General features: G+C 60.1%; 9 protein-coding genes and 1 pseudogene. 8 read left to right on the top strand and 2 right to left on the bottom strand.

Annotation, left to right across the window (positions count from 1 at the left end):
• The first annotated feature begins 2 nt into the window (after window positions 1-2).
• Both NGK62_RS18315 and NGK62_RS18320 read left to right on the top strand, forming a co-directional pair.
• A pseudogene (locus tag NGK62_RS18315) lies at window positions 3-1,243 on the top strand (TraB/TrbI/VirB10 family type IV secretion system protein).
• Window positions 1,240-1,479, top strand: coding sequence for a DUF2274 domain-containing protein (locus NGK62_RS18320; RefSeq protein ID WP_251879711.1), 240 nt, complete (start codon window positions 1,240-1,242; stop codon window positions 1,477-1,479). Before NGK62_RS18315 ends, NGK62_RS18320 begins: the two are co-directional and overlap by 4 nt.
• Here the strand turns inward: NGK62_RS18320 and NGK62_RS18325 are convergent.
• Complete coding sequence (locus tag NGK62_RS18325; protein ID WP_502802974.1) at window positions 1,436-4,699, bottom strand: sacsin N-terminal ATP-binding-like domain-containing protein; 3,264 nt, start codon at window positions 4,697-4,699, stop codon at window positions 1,436-1,438. The two genes, NGK62_RS18320 and NGK62_RS18325, sit on opposite strands and share 44 nt — an antisense overlap.
• Before the next feature lie 115 nt (window positions 4,700-4,814).
• Here NGK62_RS18325 and mads1 point away from each other — a divergent pair, with 115 nt between their 5' ends.
• The 6 genes from mads1 (at window position 4,815) to NGK62_RS18355 (ending at window position 17,821) form a co-directional block, all read left to right on the top strand.
• Window positions 4,815-5,027, top strand: coding sequence for a methylation-associated defense system helix-turn-helix domain-containing protein MAD1 (gene mads1 / locus NGK62_RS18330; protein ID WP_251879713.1), 213 nt, complete (start codon window positions 4,815-4,817; stop codon window positions 5,025-5,027).
• Window positions 5,024-7,933, top strand: a complete 2,910-nt coding sequence (locus NGK62_RS18335) for an ATP-dependent helicase (RefSeq protein ID WP_251879714.1) — start codon at window positions 5,024-5,026, stop codon at window positions 7,931-7,933. The genes mads1 and NGK62_RS18335 overlap by 4 nt, the downstream gene beginning before the upstream one ends.
• Window positions 7,933-9,882 (top strand): site-specific DNA-methyltransferase, encoded by a 1,950-nt coding sequence (locus NGK62_RS18340; RefSeq protein ID WP_251879715.1) that lies wholly within the window; start codon window positions 7,933-7,935, stop codon window positions 9,880-9,882. The genes NGK62_RS18335 and NGK62_RS18340 overlap by 1 nt, the downstream gene beginning before the upstream one ends.
• The gene (locus NGK62_RS18345) at window positions 9,872-12,556 is read left to right on the top strand and encodes a TnsA endonuclease N-terminal domain-containing protein (RefSeq protein ID WP_251879716.1); all 2,685 of its coding nucleotides are present in this window, start codon (window positions 9,872-9,874) and stop codon (window positions 12,554-12,556) included. The genes NGK62_RS18340 and NGK62_RS18345 overlap by 11 nt, the downstream gene beginning before the upstream one ends.
• 140 nt (window positions 12,557-12,696) lie before the next feature.
• The gene (locus NGK62_RS18350) at window positions 12,697-15,783 is read left to right on the top strand and encodes a TrlF family AAA-like ATPase (protein ID WP_251879717.1); all 3,087 of its coding nucleotides are present in this window, start codon (window positions 12,697-12,699) and stop codon (window positions 15,781-15,783) included.
• A gap of 67 nt (window positions 15,784-15,850) precedes the next feature.
• Window positions 15,851-17,821: an ATP-binding protein gene (locus tag NGK62_RS18355; protein WP_251879718.1), complete on the top strand. Its 1,971-nt coding sequence runs from the start codon at window positions 15,851-15,853 to the stop codon at window positions 17,819-17,821.
• 318 nt (window positions 17,822-18,139) lie between these two features.
• Here NGK62_RS18355 and NGK62_RS18360 read toward each other — a convergent pair whose 3' ends face one another.
• Window positions 18,140-19,354 (bottom strand): MFS transporter, encoded by a 1,215-nt coding sequence (locus tag NGK62_RS18360; RefSeq protein ID WP_502802975.1) that lies wholly within the window; start codon window positions 19,352-19,354, stop codon window positions 18,140-18,142.
• Between the last annotated feature and the right edge of the window lie 173 nt (window positions 19,355-19,527).

Here is a 19,527-nt window from a genome sequence, read left to right on the forward strand (position 1 = left end):
CCATGAGCCAGGACGACACCCCCGACCTCGCCACGCCGCAGGCAGGCAAGGTCGTGCCCGAGGCGGTGGCGCTTCGCGCCCAGCCGCGTGCCGTGACCCGGTTGAACTGGCGCACGCTGGCCGCCCTCGTCGGCGGCCTGTCGGTCGCCGTGCTCGGGGCCACGATCTGGTCGCTGCAACCGCAGCGGCGCGGCGCGGGCGAACAGACCGAGCTTCACAACGTCGATCGTGTCTCGAAGTCCCAAGGGCTGGACGGCCTGCCGTCCGACTACTCGAAGCTGCCGCAGAAGGTGCCCGAGCTGGGGCCGCCACTGGCGGGCGATCTTGGCCCGGCCATGATCCCAACGACGCCTTGCGCAAGGAGGCGGAAGCGGCGGCGGCTTCGTCGGTGTTCTTCCGCTCGGGCGGCGAGGGGCAGGCCGCCGTCATGGCCATGACGGCGCCGGGCGTGTCTGGTGCTGCCAACACGCTCGCGGCCTTCGATCCGCTCGCGGCCTTCGATCCGCTCGCGGCTGGGCCGGCCTCGGCGGCAGCCCAGCTTGCCGCCCCAGGCGCTGCGCTGAGTCGGCAAGACCAGAACGAGGCGTTCCTGCAAAGCGGCTCTACGGAAACCCGCGATTCCGGCCATCTGGCGCTGCCGGCGTCTCCGTATCAGGTTATGGCCGGAACGGTGATCGCGGGCGCGCTGGTGACGGGCATCAAGTCCGACCTGCCGGGCGACGTGATCGCCACGCTAACGGAGCCGGTCTATGACTCGGCCACGGGCAAGTTTCTGCTGATCCCGCGGGGATCGCGCATCCTCGGGCGCTACAACAGTCGGGTCAGCCACGGACAGAGCCGCGTGCAGGTGGTGTGGAACCGGGTCATCCTGCCCGACACGTCCTCGCTGACGCTCGACAACCTCATCGGCACCGACCCGGCCGGCTACTCCGGCCTGGAGGACGACGTGGACTGGCATTGGGATCGCGTCGTCGCTGGCGCGGTGCTGACGACGCTGCTGGGCGTCGGTGCTGAGCTGGCCGCACCCGAGAACCGCCAGGACGGCAACCGCATCGTCATCGTCGGGCGCGACAGCGCCCAGGACAGCATCAACCAAGTCGGCCAGGAGATTACCCGGCGCAACATGGACATCCGGCCGACGCTGACCATCAGGCCCGGCCTGCCGATTCGCGTCATCGTGAATCGGGATCTGGTGCTGCGGCCCTACCAGCCGCTGTTCTTCAACCGAGGGGCTTCGCAATGAGCACGAAGAAACTGCGGCTCGGGCCGCTACCCAAGACCGAGAGCGTCAAGCTGACCTTTGCCTGCCCGGCCAGCCTGAAAGCCGACCTCGACCGCTACGCGGCGCTGCACGCGCAGGCATATGGCGAAGCAGTCGATGCAGAGAAGTTGATCCCGCACATGCTTGAAGCGTTCATCATGAACGATCGAGCGTTCAAGCGGAGTGGGGGAGGCGGAGGATCTCCGTCGGCGGCGTAGTCTGAGCGATCTCGCTCCAACCGTGGTCGAACGTGAACGTCCGGGCGTGGCCGACGGGATTCTGAATTCTGAGCACGCGGGCTTGCGCTGGATCGGCCGCGTGCTCCACCACGTACAGCCAGTACGCATCGCCCTTTTCGCGCGCGTAGTCGAATTGCGTGTGTGACAGTCCCACGGGGCGATTTGCCAAGGTGCCCGTCATCGACTTCACTTCGACCCATCGAATCTGCTTGCCACCACTGTCGGCCTCGAAGAGGTCAAAACCCGGGTTGCCTTCCGGAGTGCGGCGCAGTGATGGCTCAAGACCAATGATCAGGTCGATAGCGCGCCCCTCGATCTGCATCCGTGCAGCCTGATCGAGGCCATCGGGATCGGGGCTGTCATCATCGGGGTGCGTTCCGACGTAGGAAATGAATGGTCGCCCGCTTGCGTTGCCGGGTGTTCTCTTGCCCGAACTGCCGTGCGCACCTCCATTACCCTGGCCACCACCGCGTGAAGTCCCCGTGCCGGTGCGCCCTTGGCCACCAGATCCCGCACCTGTGCCCACGCTCTCACCACCATCCGGATCAGGGGTGCCGGGCGGAATATCCGGCATGTCATCGTCGTACAGATCCTTCGCGCCGTCGTACACGTTGCCATCGGATGGCTCGTCGATCTCCGGTTCAGGTGCTGGCGATGGCTCGGGCTCAGGTGGTGGATTGGTGATGCCCAATCGGGAAGTCAGGTCAGCCACGTTGGTGATACCGAGCTTACGCAGCAGATCGAGTGCAGCCGGATCGATACCTGCCTCTTTGGCGAGCTGATCGATGATCGGCGGCTTGAAGGTGATCTTGGTCAGCAGGAATGGGTTGGGCTTCCAGCCGAGGGTGTCGAACACAACGAGCCCCGGCGGCACAAGCTCGCCGTCGGCGTTCGGCACCCACGCGACCTGATTGAGCGTCCGGATGAAGGTGGCGTCGAACCGGGCGGTCTTTGCCTCGTGGGAGTAGCCCCACTTGTAGGAACCGTAAAAGGCGGCAGTGCCGCGCGCCTCCAGATCAGCCAACGCCTCCCACAGCACCTTTACTTTGGCTGCGGCCTCTTCGGGCTTCAGCGTGGGCAAGAACTCTAGCAGTTGCGTCAGCCCCCGAAGGGTAAAGTCCTCTGGCTGGCTTTCCCAGCTCGCACGCTCAAGGCCTGCTTCTCTGCGGATCTGCGCCTTCTCGGAATGCCTCAGTCCCGACGGCGTTGCTTGCGGTATGAGGTAGCGGCTTGCGCCGCACGACACCAGCAGGTCACGGATCTCTTCACCGCGCAGGCAGTCGTATTCGTTGTCGACGATCAAGATGTCGGGCACACCGGCAAAGAGCTGCTGCAGGCGGTCAGTGGCGATGTAGATCTCCCCGGGTTTTGCGACGTAGGTTTTGCCATCGCCGGTGTCGACCACCATCACAAAGGTGGTATCGCGCAGGGCTGTCCGGAGCTTTTCCTTCTGCGCCGATGAGTCGGTACTGAAAGCCGCACGGATGCGCTCGATATCGGCCGCGTAGGTGTCGTCGTCCACATCCACCTCTTGCTGCTGGTACTTCGGCAGGAGGTTCCAGATGACATCGTCCACAGGATCAGGTTCGGTGATGCCCAGCGAAAGCAGGAACAAGCGCACCTCGGGCGTTGCACACACCGCGCGGCGCATCGTCGGGAAGCTGGTGGCAATGGTGCTGGGCAGGAAAGCCTTGGCTTTCCCATTTTCGCGGGCGACGACGTGCGCGCCGTCATCGAGGCGGATGAGTGGAACGGTGTCCAGGTGACGGCGCAGCGTCTTCTCCTGGCCACTCAGGAATTCGTACAGCCGCAACACCCACTCGTCGGCCTGCGCCTCAAGGAACGACTTGGTCAGGTTGGGCATCACCCTCTCAGGCCTGATCTCGTCGACATCGAGTTCGCGCATCAGATACCAGCGAATCTCAGGCGTCTTTACCTCTGTGATGTCGTCAGAAAGCCAAGCAGCGACCTCCGAACCGAATAGCGCCGCCACCTGTTCCGGGCTGAACAGTTCGCGCAACTCTTGCGTTCGCGCCAGTTTGGCCTGTTGGGCAGTGACATGTCCGTCGTCGAAGGTTGGAAGCAGCTCCTCGCCCTGAAACGCCTGACGGACGGCATCGAACATCGGCGCGAACCGCGAATCCTTTGGGAACTTCTCGCGGTCAAGCGGCAGGCAGCGCAGCGTCGTGACGTCCAGCATCGCGTTGTCTCGCATCCAGCGCATCGCCTCCACCAGCAGGCCGGACGTTTCCTTGACCAGATGCTGATTCCACGGCTCGCTGGGTGGAATGTTGTCGCGGCTTGGCGTGGTGCGGTACGGCCCCTGCACGAGAAAGCCAAGGTGGCTCTCGACCACCGTCGGGAAGAACACCACCAGCGGCGACTTGGCCAGCGGCTGCACCGCCCAGCGGTCTGGGACGTCCTTCACCGCAAGCAGCGAGAAGGCGACTTCTACCCGCCCGATCTTCTGCCCCTCGGCAGAAAACACGTCCCGGTGGAACACCAACCAGTTTTGATCGACCTCTGCCTTGCCAGTTTCTTGGCCGATCACGGTGATGCGGTGGACGTTGGGGCCGAGAGACTCAGGCCTGTTGCGCAGGTAGAACCCCGACGCGCCACCTTCGACACTCCAGTTGATCTCTTCGATGTTCCGCAAGAACAGCAGCGCACCAGGGCCCAGGTGGCGGAACCCCGTCGTGATGTCCTGCGCTGCGCTCGTGTCCTCCGGTTTCAGCGGCAGGATGATCTGCGTCTCGTCCGCGGCACGCGCCGAACGCGCCATCCGCTTCGGGAAGACGTAGTTCTCGATGGCGAAATCCTCGTCGCCAGAGTGAATCTCCGGAAGATCGGTGACGGTGTAGACAGACTTGAAACCGAGGCCGAAGCGTCCGATGGACGACTCGTTCTTGGTGCTCTCGGCGATGTCGCAGACGCTTCGGACATCGGCCTCGTCGAACGGCTTGCCGAAATGCGAAAGCGTCAGGCAGGCCGGGTTCAGGCTGAACGCAACCTTGCGTGATCCGTACCACTCGCCGCGCCGCCCGAGGGCGTCCTCGGCGTTCTGCAGCAGTTCGAAGATGAAGTGCGTGCGGTCGTCGTACAGGCCAGCGGCCAGCTTGCCGGACTTCTGTGCGCCCTTAGTGCCGTAACTCTCCCGGTTCTCCTCGCAAATCGCTTCGTAGTTCGATCCCACGGCCATCCCTCTAGGTCAGGCACCAATTCCGGTGCCATGTTTGCTCAAGTCTGCACATTCATGGACTATTATGACAAGATACAGCAGTAAACCAAGCACCGCAGACGATATGGGAAAGCCGATGAGCGACCAGCCGGACGAAATCCTCACGATTGACGAGGTTGCCGCCTACCTGAAGGCAGGCAAGCGCACGGTCTATCGCCTTGCGGCGAGCGGCAAGCTCCCGGCCTTCAAGCTCGGCGGCACGTGGCGCTTCCGTCGCGGCGACCTGGATCAGTGGATCGCCAGCCGCATCGGCAAGGCGATGGCCGATGACGACGAGGGAGCGGAATGACCAGCGCCGCCCTTCAATCCAGCGCCAACCTGCAGCAGCTCGAAGCCATCCTCGCCACCGATGGCCCGGTGCTCATCATCGCGGGCCCTGGCTCCGGCAAAACCTTCACGCTGGTCGAGCGCATCGTCTATCTCATCACGCAGAAAGGCGTCGCGCCGGAGTCGCTGTTTGTCGTCACCTTCACCGACAAGGCCGCACGCGAACTGACCACGCGCATCTCCAACCGGCTAACCGATCTGGGCATCAAGTTCAACCTGAACGAGATGTACCTCGGTACCTTCCACTCCATCTGCCTGCGGCTGCTGGAGGACTTCCGCGAGTTCACCCGGCTCAAGCGTAGCTTCACGTTGTTCGATCAGTTCGACCAGCAATACTTTCTGTACCAGCGCATCAAGGAGTTCCGCGAACTGCCCGACGCCCAGCTCGTCATGGGCGACGACCAGACGGGCCGCTGGGCGCAGTCGGAGAACCTCCTCAAGTGGCTCAACAAGGTCAGCGAAGAAGCGCTCGACGCCGCCACGCTAGCCGCCGCCCCGGAGCCGGAAATACGCGCACTGGCCGCGTGCTTCGCCAAATACCAGGAACTGCTGCACGAGAACAACTCGCTCGACTTCTCCGGCATCCAGTACGAGGCGCTGCAATTGCTGGAGAAGCGCCCCGAAGTGCTGGCGCAGGTGCGCGAGAAATTGTCCTACCTGATGGTGGACGAGTACCAGGACACCAACACCATTCAGGAACGCATCCTGCTGCTGCTGGCGGGCGAGAAGAAGAATCTCTGCGTGGTGGGCGACGACGACCAGGGCTTGTACCGCTTTCGCGGCGCGACCATCCGCAACATTCTGGAGTTCCCCGCGCTGTTCGACGAGGGCCAGTGCAAGCAGGTCAAGCTGACCGTCAACTACCGCTCGCACCCGGACATCATCCGTTTCTACAACGAGTGGATGAAGGAACAGCAATGGGACGACGGCACGCGCGTCTTCCGTTTCGCCAAGCAGATCGTGCCGCGCGAGGACGACTTCCCCGACATGCCCACGGCTGTGCGGCTGGCCGCCAGCGACGACAAGGGCGAAACCACCAACTGGCACGCCGAGGTGCTGTCCTTCCTTAACGGCCTGAAGGCGTCCGGCAAGCTGGCGGACTGGAATCAGGTGGCCTTCCTGTTCCGCTCGGTGAAGAACGACAAGGTGGTAACGCTGGCGCGTTTCCTCGAAGCGCAGGGCGTGCCAGTGTTCTCGCCCCGCTCGAATATGTTCTTCGAGCGTGAAGAAATCCGCCTGATGATCGGTGCGCTGATCTTTCTGTTCCCGCAGTTCCCGAAGGTGCGCGCGTGGGCCGAAGGCGTGCATCTGGACATCTGGGACTACTACGACCAGCTCTGCTTCAAGCCCTTCACCAATGAGCTGCGCAAGCCGGAAAACAAGCCCCTGCTGGATTGGGCGCGTCCGCTGGCCAAGCGCCACGCCGTGCTCACGCAGAACACTGACTACGCCTTCTCCGGCCTGTTCTACCAACTGCTTCAGTTCCCGCTGTTCTCGCGCTTCCTCACCGAAGAAGCGGTGCAAGGCGTGGACAAGGGGCGCGCGGCCCGCAACCTCGGCACCTTCTCCAAGCTGCTCACCAAGTTCGAATACCTGCATTTCGTCAGCGTGTTGAACCCGCAGTGGCTGGAGAAGAACATCCGCGACCTGTTCAACCAGTTTCTGCGCTTCCTTCAGGATGGCGGCATCGGCGAGTACGAGGACGAATCCGAGTACGCGCCTAAGGGCTGCGTGTCGTTCCTGACCGTCCACCAGTCGAAGGGGCTGGAGTTCCCGGTGGTGGTATGCGGCTCGCTGGAGGCGGTGCCGCGCAAGCAGTACGGCGAGCTGGACGTGCTGCTGGAAGATGGTGGCTACCTCTCGAAGGAGCGCTTCGAGCCATTCGACCACATCAAGAACTTCGACTTCTGGCGGCTGTTCTACACGGCCTTCTCGCGCGCGCAGAACCTGCTGGTGCTGGCCGCGCAGGAGAAACAGGGCCGGGGCAAGTCGCCGTCGAAGTATTTCGAGCGTCTGTTCTACGAGGTGCCGAGCTGGCGCGATGTCGATCTCTCGGCGCTGACCTACGAGGCGGTCAAACAGATCAACCTCAAGCGCGAATACTCGTTCACCTCGGACATCACCGTGTTCGAGAACTGCGCCGAGCAGTACCGCTTCTTCAAGGAGCTAGAGTTCGCCGCCATCCGCGAAAGCCCGATGCTCTTCGGTACCTTGGTGCATCAAACCATCGAGGACATCCACAAGACCGTGCTGCGCGGCGAAGAAGCCACCATCACCTTCGACGGCATCAAGAGCTGGTTTGCGGCCAACTACGCCCTGTTGTCGAAAAAAGAGCGTGTGTACCTCGCCCCCAGCTCGCAGCAAGCCGCGCTGCTGCACGTGCTGCGCTACTACGAGCGCGAGAACGGCAACTGGGATCGCATCAAGGAGGCCGAAGTCGAGATTTCGCTGGTCAAGGATCAGTACATCCTCAAGGGCAGCGTTGACCTGATTCGCGGCGAGCACGACACGGTCGAGATCATCGACTTCAAGTCGGAGAAGAAGCCCGACATGGAGAAGGATCGGGAGCGGCTGCGCCAGTACCAGAGCCAGTTGGAGGTGTACGCCCATCTGGTCGAGGAGCGCACCGGCCAGAAGGTCAGCCGGATGCACCTGTACTACACCGGCGAAGACGGCGGAAACCCCTACGTCTCCTTCAGCAAGGACGACCGCGCCATCGGCAAGACCATCGCGCGCTTCGACGACATCGTGGCCCGCATCGAGCGGCAGGATTACGGCATAGCGACACGCCCGGCCAAGCTGTGCCTGAGCTGTGACATGCGTGCCTACTGCGACAACAAGAACTGGAAATTCAGGAAGAGCAACTGATGAGCAAGAACACCCCCGCGCAGGACAGCCTGCAACTGGCCACGCCCGATGGCGCCACCACCAACGTTGAGAAGTACGAGTTCGAGCCGATCAAGGGCTATCCGATGCTTAACTGGCGCGGCAAGCGTCCGTTCACCTCGACGCAGTATTACCCGGCGCAGTTGAAGGAAGTCCACGGCGAGGAAGTAGACGGCTGGCGCAACAAGATTTTCTGGGGCGACAACCTTCAGGTGATGAGTCACTTGCTGAAGGAGTTTAGGGGCAAGGTTGATCTGATCTATATCGACCCGCCGTTCGACTCGAAGGCGGACTACAAGAAGTCAATTCAGCGGCAGTCCGCGAAGGCTGTTGGCGATCAGTCCTCCTTTGAGGAGAAGCAGTACACCGACATTTGGAACAACGACGAGTACTTGCAGTTCATCTATGAGAGGTTGGTCCTGTTGCGAGAGCTGCTTTCTGAAAAGGGAGCAATCTTCGTTCACGTCGGAAGCGGAGTTTCGCATTTTGTTCGCTGTGTATTAGAGGAAATTTTTGGGAAGGAACGCTTCGTCAACGAGATCATTTGGCGCAAGGCATTCGCGCACAACGATCCGGGACGCTGCGGAAACATTCATGACGCTATCTACTACTTCTCCAAGTCGCCCGAGCGCACTTGGAACAAGGTACTTCAGAAGATCGACAAAGAGTACGTCGAAACATTCTTTGATTCGTTCGATCCAGAACGAAATGAGCGATACAACAGGCTTCCATTGGATGCTCCCCGCCACGGCGATGGGGGAAACCTTGTGTATGAATGGAAGGGCGTCTGGCCGTCCGCTGGGCGGACATGGGCGACTACCAAGGACAAGATGGAGGCATACGACCGATCGGGGCGGATTCATTACCCAAAGTCAGGCGGCGTCCCTCGTCTCAAACGCTACGAGAGCGAGCATGAAGGGACGGTGATCCAGGATCTTTGGACAGATATCAACAAGCTGCATAACTTGGCTGTCGAAGCGGTTGGATACCCGACGCAGAAGCCTGAAGCACTGGTTGATCGGATTGTTCGAGCAGCGTCGAATCCTGGCGATCTGGTGCTCGACTGTTTTATGGGCTCAGGCACTACGCAGGCTGTTGCCATGAAGCTTGGACGGCGTTTTATCGGTGCGGACATCAACCTAGGTGCCATTCAAACCACGACGAAACGTCTTATCACTATCGCTGATGAGCTGCGGCAGAGGGCACTCGACCCCGAGGCCAAGTACTTCACTGGGTTTGAGGCCTACAACGTCAACCACTACGACATTTTCCGCAATCCGATTCAGGCAAAGGAGCTGTTGATCGAAGCGCTGGAAATCCAGAAGCTGGAGTTCAGCACCGTGTTCGACGGCGAGAAGGACGGGCGCATGGTCAAAATCATGCCGGTCAATCGTATCGCTACGCGCGCCGACCTGAATGAGCTGATCGCAGGCTTCGACTACAAGGCGTGGGAGCGCAAACAGAACGAAAGCCCGAACCGCCCGGTCGAGAAGATCACCCTCGTCTGCATGGGGCACGAGCCGACCTTGCGCGCAGAACTGGAACTGGCCGCCAAGCCCTTCAAGATCGACGTGGAGGTGGTAGACATCCTGCGCGACAAGGCCGATCTGGAGTTCAAGCGTGATTCGCAAGCCAAGGTGTCCATCAAGAAGGGCGAGCTGGTCATCGAGAAGTTCTACCCGATGAATCTACTGCAAAAGCTCTCGCTCCAGAAGGAGGCGGTTGAGGACTGGAAGGAGCTGGCCGAGTCGGTGCTGATCGACTGGAACTACGACGGCGCGGTGCTGCAACCGGCAGTGGTGGACATTCCCGGCAAGACCAAGATGGTCAAGGGCGCGTACAAGGTGCCGGAAGACGCAGGCACCGTTCGCGTGAAGATCACCGACCTGCTGTCGGAGTCGTGGGAAGGGAGCGTAGCCAATGGCGACTAAACGCGCAGCCAAGGCGGTGAGCGCGTCGCTCGACTTTGCCTTCTTCCAGTTCCTCTGGCAGTTCTATCAGGCTAATCGGGGCACTATCCGCTCGCACTACAAGGAGCTGACGCGCAAGTTCCTTGACTTCAACAACCCGGATCGCAACCCGAAGGCTTTCTTGCGCCAGCCGCAGTTCGAGGCGCTGGAAACCTACGTCTTCCTGAAGGAGTTCCTCGGCAACGCCAAGGTCGAGGAAGTCTTCCAGCAGTGGTTCGAGAAGCAAGGCCGCTTCGCGGGCCGTGCTGAGGGCGGCGTGGTGTCGGGCAGCGCGGGCCAGGTCGGCCTGTTCGACAAGATCACGCAGGATCAGTACAAGGCCGTGTTCGCGGCCATGCGCAAGAACTCGCGCGCCTACCCGAACTACATCTTCGCGCTGACGATGGGCACGGGAAAAACCATCCTGATGGCGACCTGCATCTTCTACGAGTTCCTACTGGGTAACAAATTCGAGAAGGACACGCGCTACTGCCACAACGCGCTGGTGTTCGCGCCCGACAAAACGGTGCTGCAATCGCTGAAGGAGATCGAGGCATTCGACCTCGCTCGCGTGGTGCCGCCGGAGTACGTCAACTTCCTGACCATGCACTTGCGCTTCCACTACCTAGAAGAAGCAGGCACCTCGCTAGACACGCTGGATCGCTCGCGCTTCAACATCATCGTCTCTAACACGCAGAAGATCATCCTCAAGCGCCAGCACAAGGAAAAGACTTCCGTTGACAAGCTGTTCGGCGTGACCGGCGAGACTCTTGCCGCCACGGGCGTCTATGCCGACGCCGCCGACCTCTACAACTTCGACCAGCCGGAAGAAGAAGGCGAACTGACCACCAACCAGCGGTTCGAGAAGCTGCGCCGCCTGGAACAGTTGGGGATTTACGTGGACGAGGCGCATCATGCCTTCGGCAAGGCGCTGGCTAAAGACATGGGTGTGGGCACGAAGGAAACCGATACCAGCCTGCGCACCACTATCGACATCCTCGCCGCCAGCCTGAGCGCGGCGGGTACGCGGGTGGTGGCCTGCTACAACTACACCGGCACGCCTTACGTGGGGCGCGAGGTGTTGCCGGAAGTGGTGTACGCCTACGGACTGAAGGAAGCCATCGACAAGGGCTTCCTCAAGAAGGTGACGCTGCACGGCTATGCCAACACCCGCACCGACGAGTTTGTGGACATCGCCATCGAGAGCTTCCTGAAAGGATCGGGCGAGTTGCGCCCGGAAGGAATGCTGCCCAAGCTGGCATTTTTCGCAGCCACCGTGGAGGAACTGACCGAAGAGCTGAAGCCTGCTGTCGAGCGTGCGCTGCTCAAGCACGGCATCCCCACCTCGCGCATTCTGGTCAACGTGGGCGACAGCAAGATCACCACCAACGACGACATCCGCGAGTTCAACCGTCTCGACACCGAAGGCTCGGAAAAGCAGTTCATCCTGCTGGTCAACAAGGGGCGCGAAGGCTGGAACTGTCGTTCGCTGTTCGGTGTGGGCCTATTCCGCGAGCCGAAGTCCAAGGTGTTTGTGCTGCAAGCCACCATGCGCTGCCTGCGCGCCATCGGTGGGGCCCAGCACACCGGCCACGTCTTCCTCTCGGACGGCAACCTCAGAACCCTGAACGATGAGTTGCAGCAGAACTTCCGCATCAGCGCCGACGAGCTGCAACAGACCGGCAAGGACAAAGAGCGCGTGGAAGTGCGCGTGGTCGAACCTCCCGTCCAGATCAAGCTGGTGCGTGTGCGCAAGCAGTACCAGATGCGCGAGAAGACGCTCGTGCCCGGCCAAGCCTTGGGCCTCGACCGCACCAGCAAGGAAACCTGGGGGCCGCTGGTCGAGAAGTACCGGCTGATCGAAACGCAGCAGGACGGCCTGACCGCCGCTGACGCGGCCCGCGCCTCGGGCAGCCGCACCTTCGACCTGACCGACCGCCGCGAGAAGCGCACCTTCTCGCCGCTGACGCTGGTTGCTGAGGTGTCGCGCTACCTCAATCGCACTCCGCTGGAGATCGAGGAACTGCTCGACGCGACGAAGGAAGGCACCGCCGAGTTGGTCGCCATGACCAACGAGTTCAACGAGCTGCTCTACGACGAGATCATCCCGCGTCTGTTCCGCCAGCTCTACGACCTCGACGAGTCGCAGCAAACCGAGGAGCACGAGGTCGATCTCATCAAGCTGCCTCCGAACGGTTACTACGAGGTATCGGCGGCCAAGGACAAGATCGTCCGGATGGGCGACACACAGATCAAGGACGACGAGCGCGCCAAGAGCTTCCACCTCGACACCTACTGCTTCGACTCCGGCTCGGAAAACTGGCTGTTCTGGGATCTGCTGCGCGAGCAGCGCGTGAAGAAAATCTACTTCACCGGGATGCTGACCCACGGCCAGTCCGATTTCTTTATCCAGTACATCGACCCGGATTCACGCACCGTGCGCAGCTATTACCCCGATTTCATCTTCCAGCGCGAGGAACCGGATGGCAGCTTGAAGTACGTGATCGTCGAAGTGAAGGCCGACAACCAGATCGAGGACGCGGTGGTGCAGGCCAAGAAGGACTTCGCCCAACAGATCGCGGTGGCCAGTGGCATGGAGTACCGAATCATGAAGTCCACGGACGCGGACAAGCGGAACTTCCGGATGCTGCTGTAGCTGCGCGGTCAATGCTCTATGAGTAATGGGAGGCAAAGAGTGGGATGGTCTGGGCAAAAGCAAGACGTAATGCAGGGAACCGAGACCGACCTATTCTGCTGAACTGGATCTTCACAAAAAAATATCTCGGAGAGAGAAACATGCCCCTCGCGCTGACTGGATCGACTTGGAAAAAATGGGACCTGCACGTCCACACCCCCGAGTCCTTCTATCACAACTATCCAGGCACCCGTGAGGAGGCTTGGGAGGCATTTCTGAAGGACATCGAGAACCTGCCAGAAGAGTTCAAGGTCATTGGCATCAATGACTATGTGCTGGTCGATGGCTACGAGAGAGTTTTGAAGGCAAAGCGGGAGCAGGGGAGGTTGCAAAATATCGATTTGATATTGCCGGTGGTGGAACTGCGTTTGGACAAATTCGGTGGCGTGGTTCAGGGAGGCAAGAAAGGGAACGCTCCATCAAGCTGGAGCAGGATCAACATCCACATCATCTTCGATCAGGTTGACGCGGAGTTCATCCGCCAGCAGTTCATCTCGGCAATTGCCCCAAGCTATCGCCTTCTTCCAGGTTCGACCGGCGAAGGCAGATGGAACTCCGTGATCTCAAGGCAAAGCATTGAGGCTTTGGGTGCCGCCATTATCGAGTCGGCCCCCGCAGACAAGCGGGCGGAGTATGGGAGTCCGCTCGTTGAGGGCTTCAATAACCTCAACGTGAGCGCGGATGGCTTGCATAAGGCGTTGGCGAACGATGCCCTTAAGGGTAAGTTCGTTGTGGCGGTTGGCAAGACGGAGTGGGAGAACCTGAAATGGGATGATCACTCAATTGCTGAGAAGAAAACACTCATCAACAGTGCCGACCTTGTTTTCACCGCTGCCGAATCACCTGAGGACCACGCCAAGGCCAGAGCCAAGCTGCGTGAATCTGGTGTCAACTCCAATTTGCTTGATTGCTCCGATGCCCATTGGTTGAGCGCATCGACCGACAAAGACCGCATCGGTAACTGTTTCACTTGGATTAAGGCGGATAGCACTTTCAGAGGCCTGTTGCAGTCCATCGAGGAGTTTGAGGATCGCATCTTCGTTGGCGACAACCCACCTAAACGCCAGCATGTCGAACTCAACCGAACGAAGTTCGTTCGCTCGGTCAAGGTCGCAAAGAAGGAGGACTCAAAACTCGCAGACACATGGTTCGAGATGGAGCTTCCGCTTAATTCGGACTTGGTGGCCATCATTGGGAATAAGGGGAGCGGCAAGAGTGCGCTCGCTGACATTATTGCGTTGGCTGGCAATACCAAGAACCATCGCAGCTTTTCGTTCTTGAACGAAACACGCTTCCGAGAGCCTCGCGCGAAGCTTGCGCAGCATTTCGTGGGTACGTTGGCGTGGCACGACGGTTCAAAAACTCTGCGAGATCTGGATAAGGATCCGGAATCCAGCAGCGTAGAGCGAGTGAAGTATCTTCCGCAGAGCTACCTCGATACGCTGTGCAATGAGCTGGGCACAGGTGGTTCAGAAACGTTCGACGCAGAGCTTCGCAAGATCATCTACTCCCACGTTCCAGTCGAAGATCAGCTCGACCAACCGTCAATGGACGCGCTGCTGAATTTCAAAGTGGCGGAGATCAACAAGGCCATGAAGGCGTTGCGCGATCGAATGTCACTGGTCAACGCCGAGATCGTTGGCGCCGACGCCCGGCTCTTTCCCGAGTTCAAGAAGGGCTTGGAGGAACGGCTGGCGGCAAAGAGGGCAGAGCTTGCGTCTCTCGAAGAGTCCAAGCCCAAGCAAGTCGAAGACCCGAACGCTTCACCTGAGGCCTTGGAGGAGTCCAAGCAGGCAGCAGCCAGAATTGATGGCCTCGAAGAGCAACTTCAGGCTGTCGGCAAGGAGGAGGCGGACCTCAGAGAGGCGAAGTCCACCGCGGCAAAGAAGCAAGCAGTCGCGCAGCGCGTGGCACAGGCCTTGGCCAACCAGAAGAAGCAATGCAACGTATTCGAAGGTGAGTTGAAGCAGCTATTGGGCGAGCTCGGGGTTGAGATTCCCATTACCGCACTGTTTGAGGTCCGGATCGACGCCAAGCCCGTTGATGAGGTTGCCAAGGCGATGCAGGCTGAGATCGAAGCAATCGACGGGGAGCTTCAAAGCACGGAGTCTGGCGGCATTTTGAAGAAGCGCGAGGAGATATCTGCCTCCATCGCGAATGCCAAAAGCAAGCTTGGTGAGCGTGAACGCCTCTTCGTCCTGTACAAGGAGGCGCTGGTTCAGTGGGAAAAATCGAAGGTCGAGATCATAGGAGCGAGCGATAAGCAGGGAACTGTTGCCTGGTTGGAAGCTGAGATTGGATTGCTCGCCTCGCTACCTGATCGGCTGCAAGAGCTTAAGGCGCAACGGGCTGGGCTCTCCAAGGAAATTCATGCATTGATTCGAAGCATGGTTGACGAGTTTCAGCGGCTCTATCAGCCTGTTCAGGCATTTGTAAGGTCGGCCGGCCAGATGGACATGAACCTTCCTCTGGAGTTCCATGTCCGCATTGAGGAGGCTGGCTTCTTGGACCTGTTCCTTGCAAAGCTCAATCGCCAGGTCCGAGGAACGTTCTCCGGCATCGACGAGAGCAACCAGTTGCTTCGGCGCATGCTGCAGGAGGCGAGTTTCGCTGAGCCGGACGACGCTTTCGTCTTTGCCGAAAAGATTGATCAAGCCACGCGGTTCGATCAGCGTGAAGGGCAGGAAGGTCGTGAGACACGTTTGACCGACCAGCTTCGTAAAGGGGTGGAAGCAACAGAGGTCCTCGACTACATCTTTGGCCTCGAATACCTTTCTCCCCGTTACTCATTGACCTACGATGGCCAGGACATCGGCCAGCTTTCGCCCGGCGAGCGTGGGCTCTTGTTGCTGGTCTTCTACCTATTGGTTGACAAAGATGACATTCCTATCGTTATCGATCAACCGGAAGAAAATCTCGACAACCAAACCATCTACAAGATTCTGGTCAAGTGCATCAAGAAGGCAAAGGAGAGGCGCCAGGTCATCATGGTCACGCACAACCCGAACTTGGCGGTAGTTTGCGATGCTGAGCAGATCATCTATGCCTTCCGCAACACCGAGGGTGTTCGATTTGAGTATGAGGCTGGTGCGATCGAGCAGCCGGAGATCAAGAACCGAGTTGTCGAAATTCTGGAAGGTACCGAGCCTGCATTCAAGAACAGGCAATCGAAGTATCGGCTGCAGTGATCACATTTCATGTAGTCGAAAGGACGCAGCACGTTGCGCTGGTGAAGCACAAAGATAGGAAGAATTGATGGCAAAGCCAAGAAGAAAGACGGATACCGCGACTGCATCGTTCTTTGAAGAAGACTATTTGGTTCGTACGCTTGGGCGTATCGCGCATGATCCGGAAGTCGCGCTCACGGAACTTGTGGCCAATGCTTGGGATGCCGGTGCCTCGCTGGTGGACCTGACTATCCCACCATCCCGTGAGTTAGCTTTGACTGTGGAGGACGATGGGCACGGCATGAGTGCCGCGCAGTTCAAGGGCCGCTGGATGAGGCTGGGCTACGACCGCATCAAGCACCAAGGGCCTAACGTGGAATTCCCAGCTGGGCGCAAGGATTGGCGCCGTAGGGCCTATGGCCGCAACGGTGTTGGCCGCCATGGGCTGCTGTGCTTCGCGAGTCAGTATTCGGTGGAGACTTGGCGCGATGGAAAAGGCGCGGGCTTCGAGATCGGAACCCAGAGCCAGGAGACCCCATTCCGCATCGAGAAGGAGACCGCTTTCTTGCGCCAAGGGCACGGCACTAAGCTATCGGTTGTGGTTGAGCGTCACTTACCTGATCCAGACAAGATTCGCGAAATACTGTCCGCACGGTTCTTACACGACCCACAGTTTGTGGTGCGCGTCAACGGCCAGTCAGTGTCGTTGGCTAATCAGACCGGACTGATCGAGAGGGCAGATTTGGCAATTGAGGGTTGCCCTCCTGCTGAGGCCTACGTTGTGGACTCAACGCGCTCGGCTAAGTCAACTCTCTACCAAGGTATTGCCTTCTGGGTAAACGGCCGTCTGGTAGGGGCCCCGGGGTGGATCGTGGGAGCCGAGGCAGTGATTGATGGCCGCGCGCGCTTTGCCAAGCGTTACTCAATCGTGGTCAAGACTGACGATGGCTGGATGGCCGAGGTCGAGCCGGATTGGTCCCGTTTCAAGGCAGGCCCCAAGACAAGCGCCCTGTTTGAAGCGGTGCGTCAGTACGCACAGCGAGTCTTTTCCTCCCTCTCATCGACATTGGTGGAAGAGAGTTCGGAAGAGGCATTGGTTCGTAACAAGGAGCAGTTCAAGGAACTCTCCCAACTTGGAAGAGCCGAGGTCGCTACCTTTGCCCGCGAGTTGGCGAAATCTATGCCTACGGCATCTCAAGACGTCCTTTCCGTTGCGGTGCAAGCGGTGATCAATCTGGAAAAGGCCAGGGGTGGGGCGGCCTTGCTTGAAAAGCTTACAAAGCTGGATGAGTCGGACATCGAAGGCTTGGATCGCCTGTTGGGCCAATGGACAGTGCGTGATGCTCTTTCTGTTCTTGACGAGATCGACCACCGACTTGCGATAGTTGCTGCAATAGAGAAGCTCTGTGGGGACGAGGCGGCCGACGAGCTTCATACCCTTCATCCATTGGTGACGCAGGCGAGGTGGCTCTTCGGTCCCGAGTTCGACAGCAGCGAATACGCCTCGAACGTGAGTTTGCGGACGGCGGCAGAGAAGGTTTTCAAGAGGCGGGTGTCAAACGATGCCTTTGTCAACGACAAACAACGACCGGACATCATGGGGTTGGCCGACGCGACTTGTTCGATCGTGGGAACCGAAGGCTTCGATTCTGCAGACACTGCTCTCACCCGTATTCAGAACGTCCTGATCATCGAACTTAAGAAGGGTAAGTCGGCGATAGGGCGCGCCGAGATGAACCAGGCAGACGGCTACGTTCAAGACTTCTTGTCGAGTGGTGCACTGGATGGAACGCCAATGTTCCGCGCATTCGTTGTTGGGCATGAGATCGCACCGAAGACCACAAAGGAGAAGGAACTCCGTGAAGATGGCGTCCTTCGAGGCCGGGTGGTTGCAGCCACCTATGGTCAGCTCACACGGACTGCCCACCAGAGGCTTTTTCGGCTCAAGGAACGGATCCCGGCGCGGTACGAAGACGTGTCTGGCGCGGACTTGTCGGCGAAGGTCATGCAGATTGCAACCCAGGCTCCGCTCGTGCTGCCGGAGCCAAAGCTGCAATGAGCTATGTCATAGGAGGCAGTGATTGAGCTTCCCGTCCTGTACTTCGAATTGGTATCCTTGATGCTGATTGATGATGGTGTCGTTGGCGTCGTTGCCCCGCGAAATCGTCCCATCTCCCGCGTCAGCAAAAGATGTGCGATTCTGACGGTAAAAGCGACGGTAAAGACTCATATCGATCACTGCCAAGTCCTTTAACCATGCGGGTTTGGACGGCCTGTTGATGATGGAGTGGGAGTGATCCCGCTGTTGTCTTGCGGTGAATGAAAGAGGCGCTTCGGCGCCTCTTTCGCTTTGAATCGGGAGATGAGAGCGTTGCCGTCAGCCCCTCAATCGCACCAAGAATGCTCCCAGCGCCGTGACCGTCGCCAGCACCGTCACCGCCATCCATCCGAACTGTGCATACAGCAAGGCTGCCAACGCCGACCCGACGGCCATGCCGATGAACATGCCGGTGAACAGTACCGCGTTGAGCCGGCTGCGGGCATTGGCGTCGATGCCGTAGATGATGGTTTGGTGCGCGATCAGTGCGGCCTGTATGCCCAGGTCGAATCCGATGGCGCTGGCGACCAGCAGCCCTAGCTGCGCGCCGGGCGCCATGAACGGGGCCACTCCCATGGCGGCGAAGGACGCGACGACCAGGCCTGCACCCAGATGGGTGACCAGCGGGGCGCCGTGGCGGTCGGCGATGCGTCCGGCGATGGGAGCGGCCATGGCTCCTGCCGCGCCGGCCAGTCCGAAGGCGCCGGCGGCGGCCGCGCCCAGGTGGAAGGGCTCGTCATGCAGCATGATGGCCAGGGTGGACCAGAAGGCGCTGAAGCCGATAGACAGCAGGCCTTGGGCCCAAGTGGCGCGGCGCAGTGCGGAATGTTGCCGCCATAGCGCGGCCAGCGATCGCAGCAGCGCGAAGTAAGGCAGTTGCGTGCTGGCCTCGAAGCGCGGGAGCTGGCGCTTTGCGGCCAGGCCCACGAGCGCGATGCTGGCGGCGGCGGCCGCGAACATGGCGCGCCAACCCCAGTTCTCGGCAACGAAGCCGCTGACTACCCGGGACAGCAGGATGCCCAGCAGCAGGCCTGTCATCACCGTGCCGACGATTTTGCCGCGATGCGCGGCTGGCGCCAATGTTGCGGCTGCCGGAACGATGTCCTGCGCCATCGTTGCGGACACGCCGACGGCCAGGCTGGCGGCCAGCAGCGTCGGCAAAGAGGGCGACAGGGCCGCGAGCAGCAGCGCGGCGAACAGGATGGCGGCCTTGGTGAGGATGATCCTGCGCCGGTCATGCCGGTCACCCAACGGCGCCAGGAAGAGGATGCCCAGGGCATAGCCCAACTGGGTCAATGTTGGCAGCAGTCCGACCGACTGGGGAGAGGCGCCGATGTCCGGGGCCAGCACTCCCAGCATGGGCTGGCTGTAGTACAGGGATGCGACCGACAGGCCGGCGCTGCCGGCCAGCATGAAGGTCAAGCGTAGTGGCAGCCCTGATGAGGCGGCAGGATCCTGATCCTTGGCGGCGGCGGTAATTTGCGTGGAAGGCATGTTGGTGTGTTCCAGGGGCTCAGTTGGCGGCCGCCACGGCGGCCTGTTGAAGGGCTTGCAGGAACGCCGCGGGCGGTTGCGCACCGCTGACGAGAGAATCGCCGATGCACAGGGATTTCACGGCGTGGCTCCTTGCGTTGAGAGGAACGCCAGATTAGTCTTTGCGTAAAAAT

Source organism: Achromobacter sp. Marseille-Q4954 (assembly GCF_943737025.1).
GTDB classification, from domain to species: Bacteria; Pseudomonadota; Gammaproteobacteria; order Burkholderiales; family Burkholderiaceae_B; genus Achromobacter; species Achromobacter bronchisepticus_A.

Coding starts and splice junctions, on each gene's coding strand:
- NGK62_RS18320 (WP_251879711.1), top strand. CDS start 1,240: ATGAGCACGAAGAAACTGCGGCTCGGGCCGCTACCCAAGACCGAGAGC.
- NGK62_RS18325 (WP_502802974.1), bottom strand. CDS start 4,699: ATGGCCGTGGGATCGAACTACGAAGCGATTTGCGAGGAGAACCGGGAG.
- mads1 (WP_251879713.1), top strand. CDS start 4,815: ATGAGCGACCAGCCGGACGAAATCCTCACGATTGACGAGGTTGCCGCC.
- NGK62_RS18335 (WP_251879714.1), top strand. CDS start 5,024: ATGACCAGCGCCGCCCTTCAATCCAGCGCCAACCTGCAGCAGCTCGAA.
- NGK62_RS18340 (WP_251879715.1), top strand. CDS start 7,933: ATGAGCAAGAACACCCCCGCGCAGGACAGCCTGCAACTGGCCACGCCC.
- NGK62_RS18345 (WP_251879716.1), top strand. CDS start 9,872: ATGGCGACTAAACGCGCAGCCAAGGCGGTGAGCGCGTCGCTCGACTTT.
- NGK62_RS18350 (WP_251879717.1), top strand. CDS start 12,697: ATGCCCCTCGCGCTGACTGGATCGACTTGGAAAAAATGGGACCTGCAC.
- NGK62_RS18355 (WP_251879718.1), top strand. CDS start 15,851: ATGGCAAAGCCAAGAAGAAAGACGGATACCGCGACTGCATCGTTCTTT.
- NGK62_RS18360 (WP_502802975.1), bottom strand. CDS start 19,354: ATGCCTTCCACGCAAATTACCGCCGCCGCCAAGGATCAGGATCCTGCC.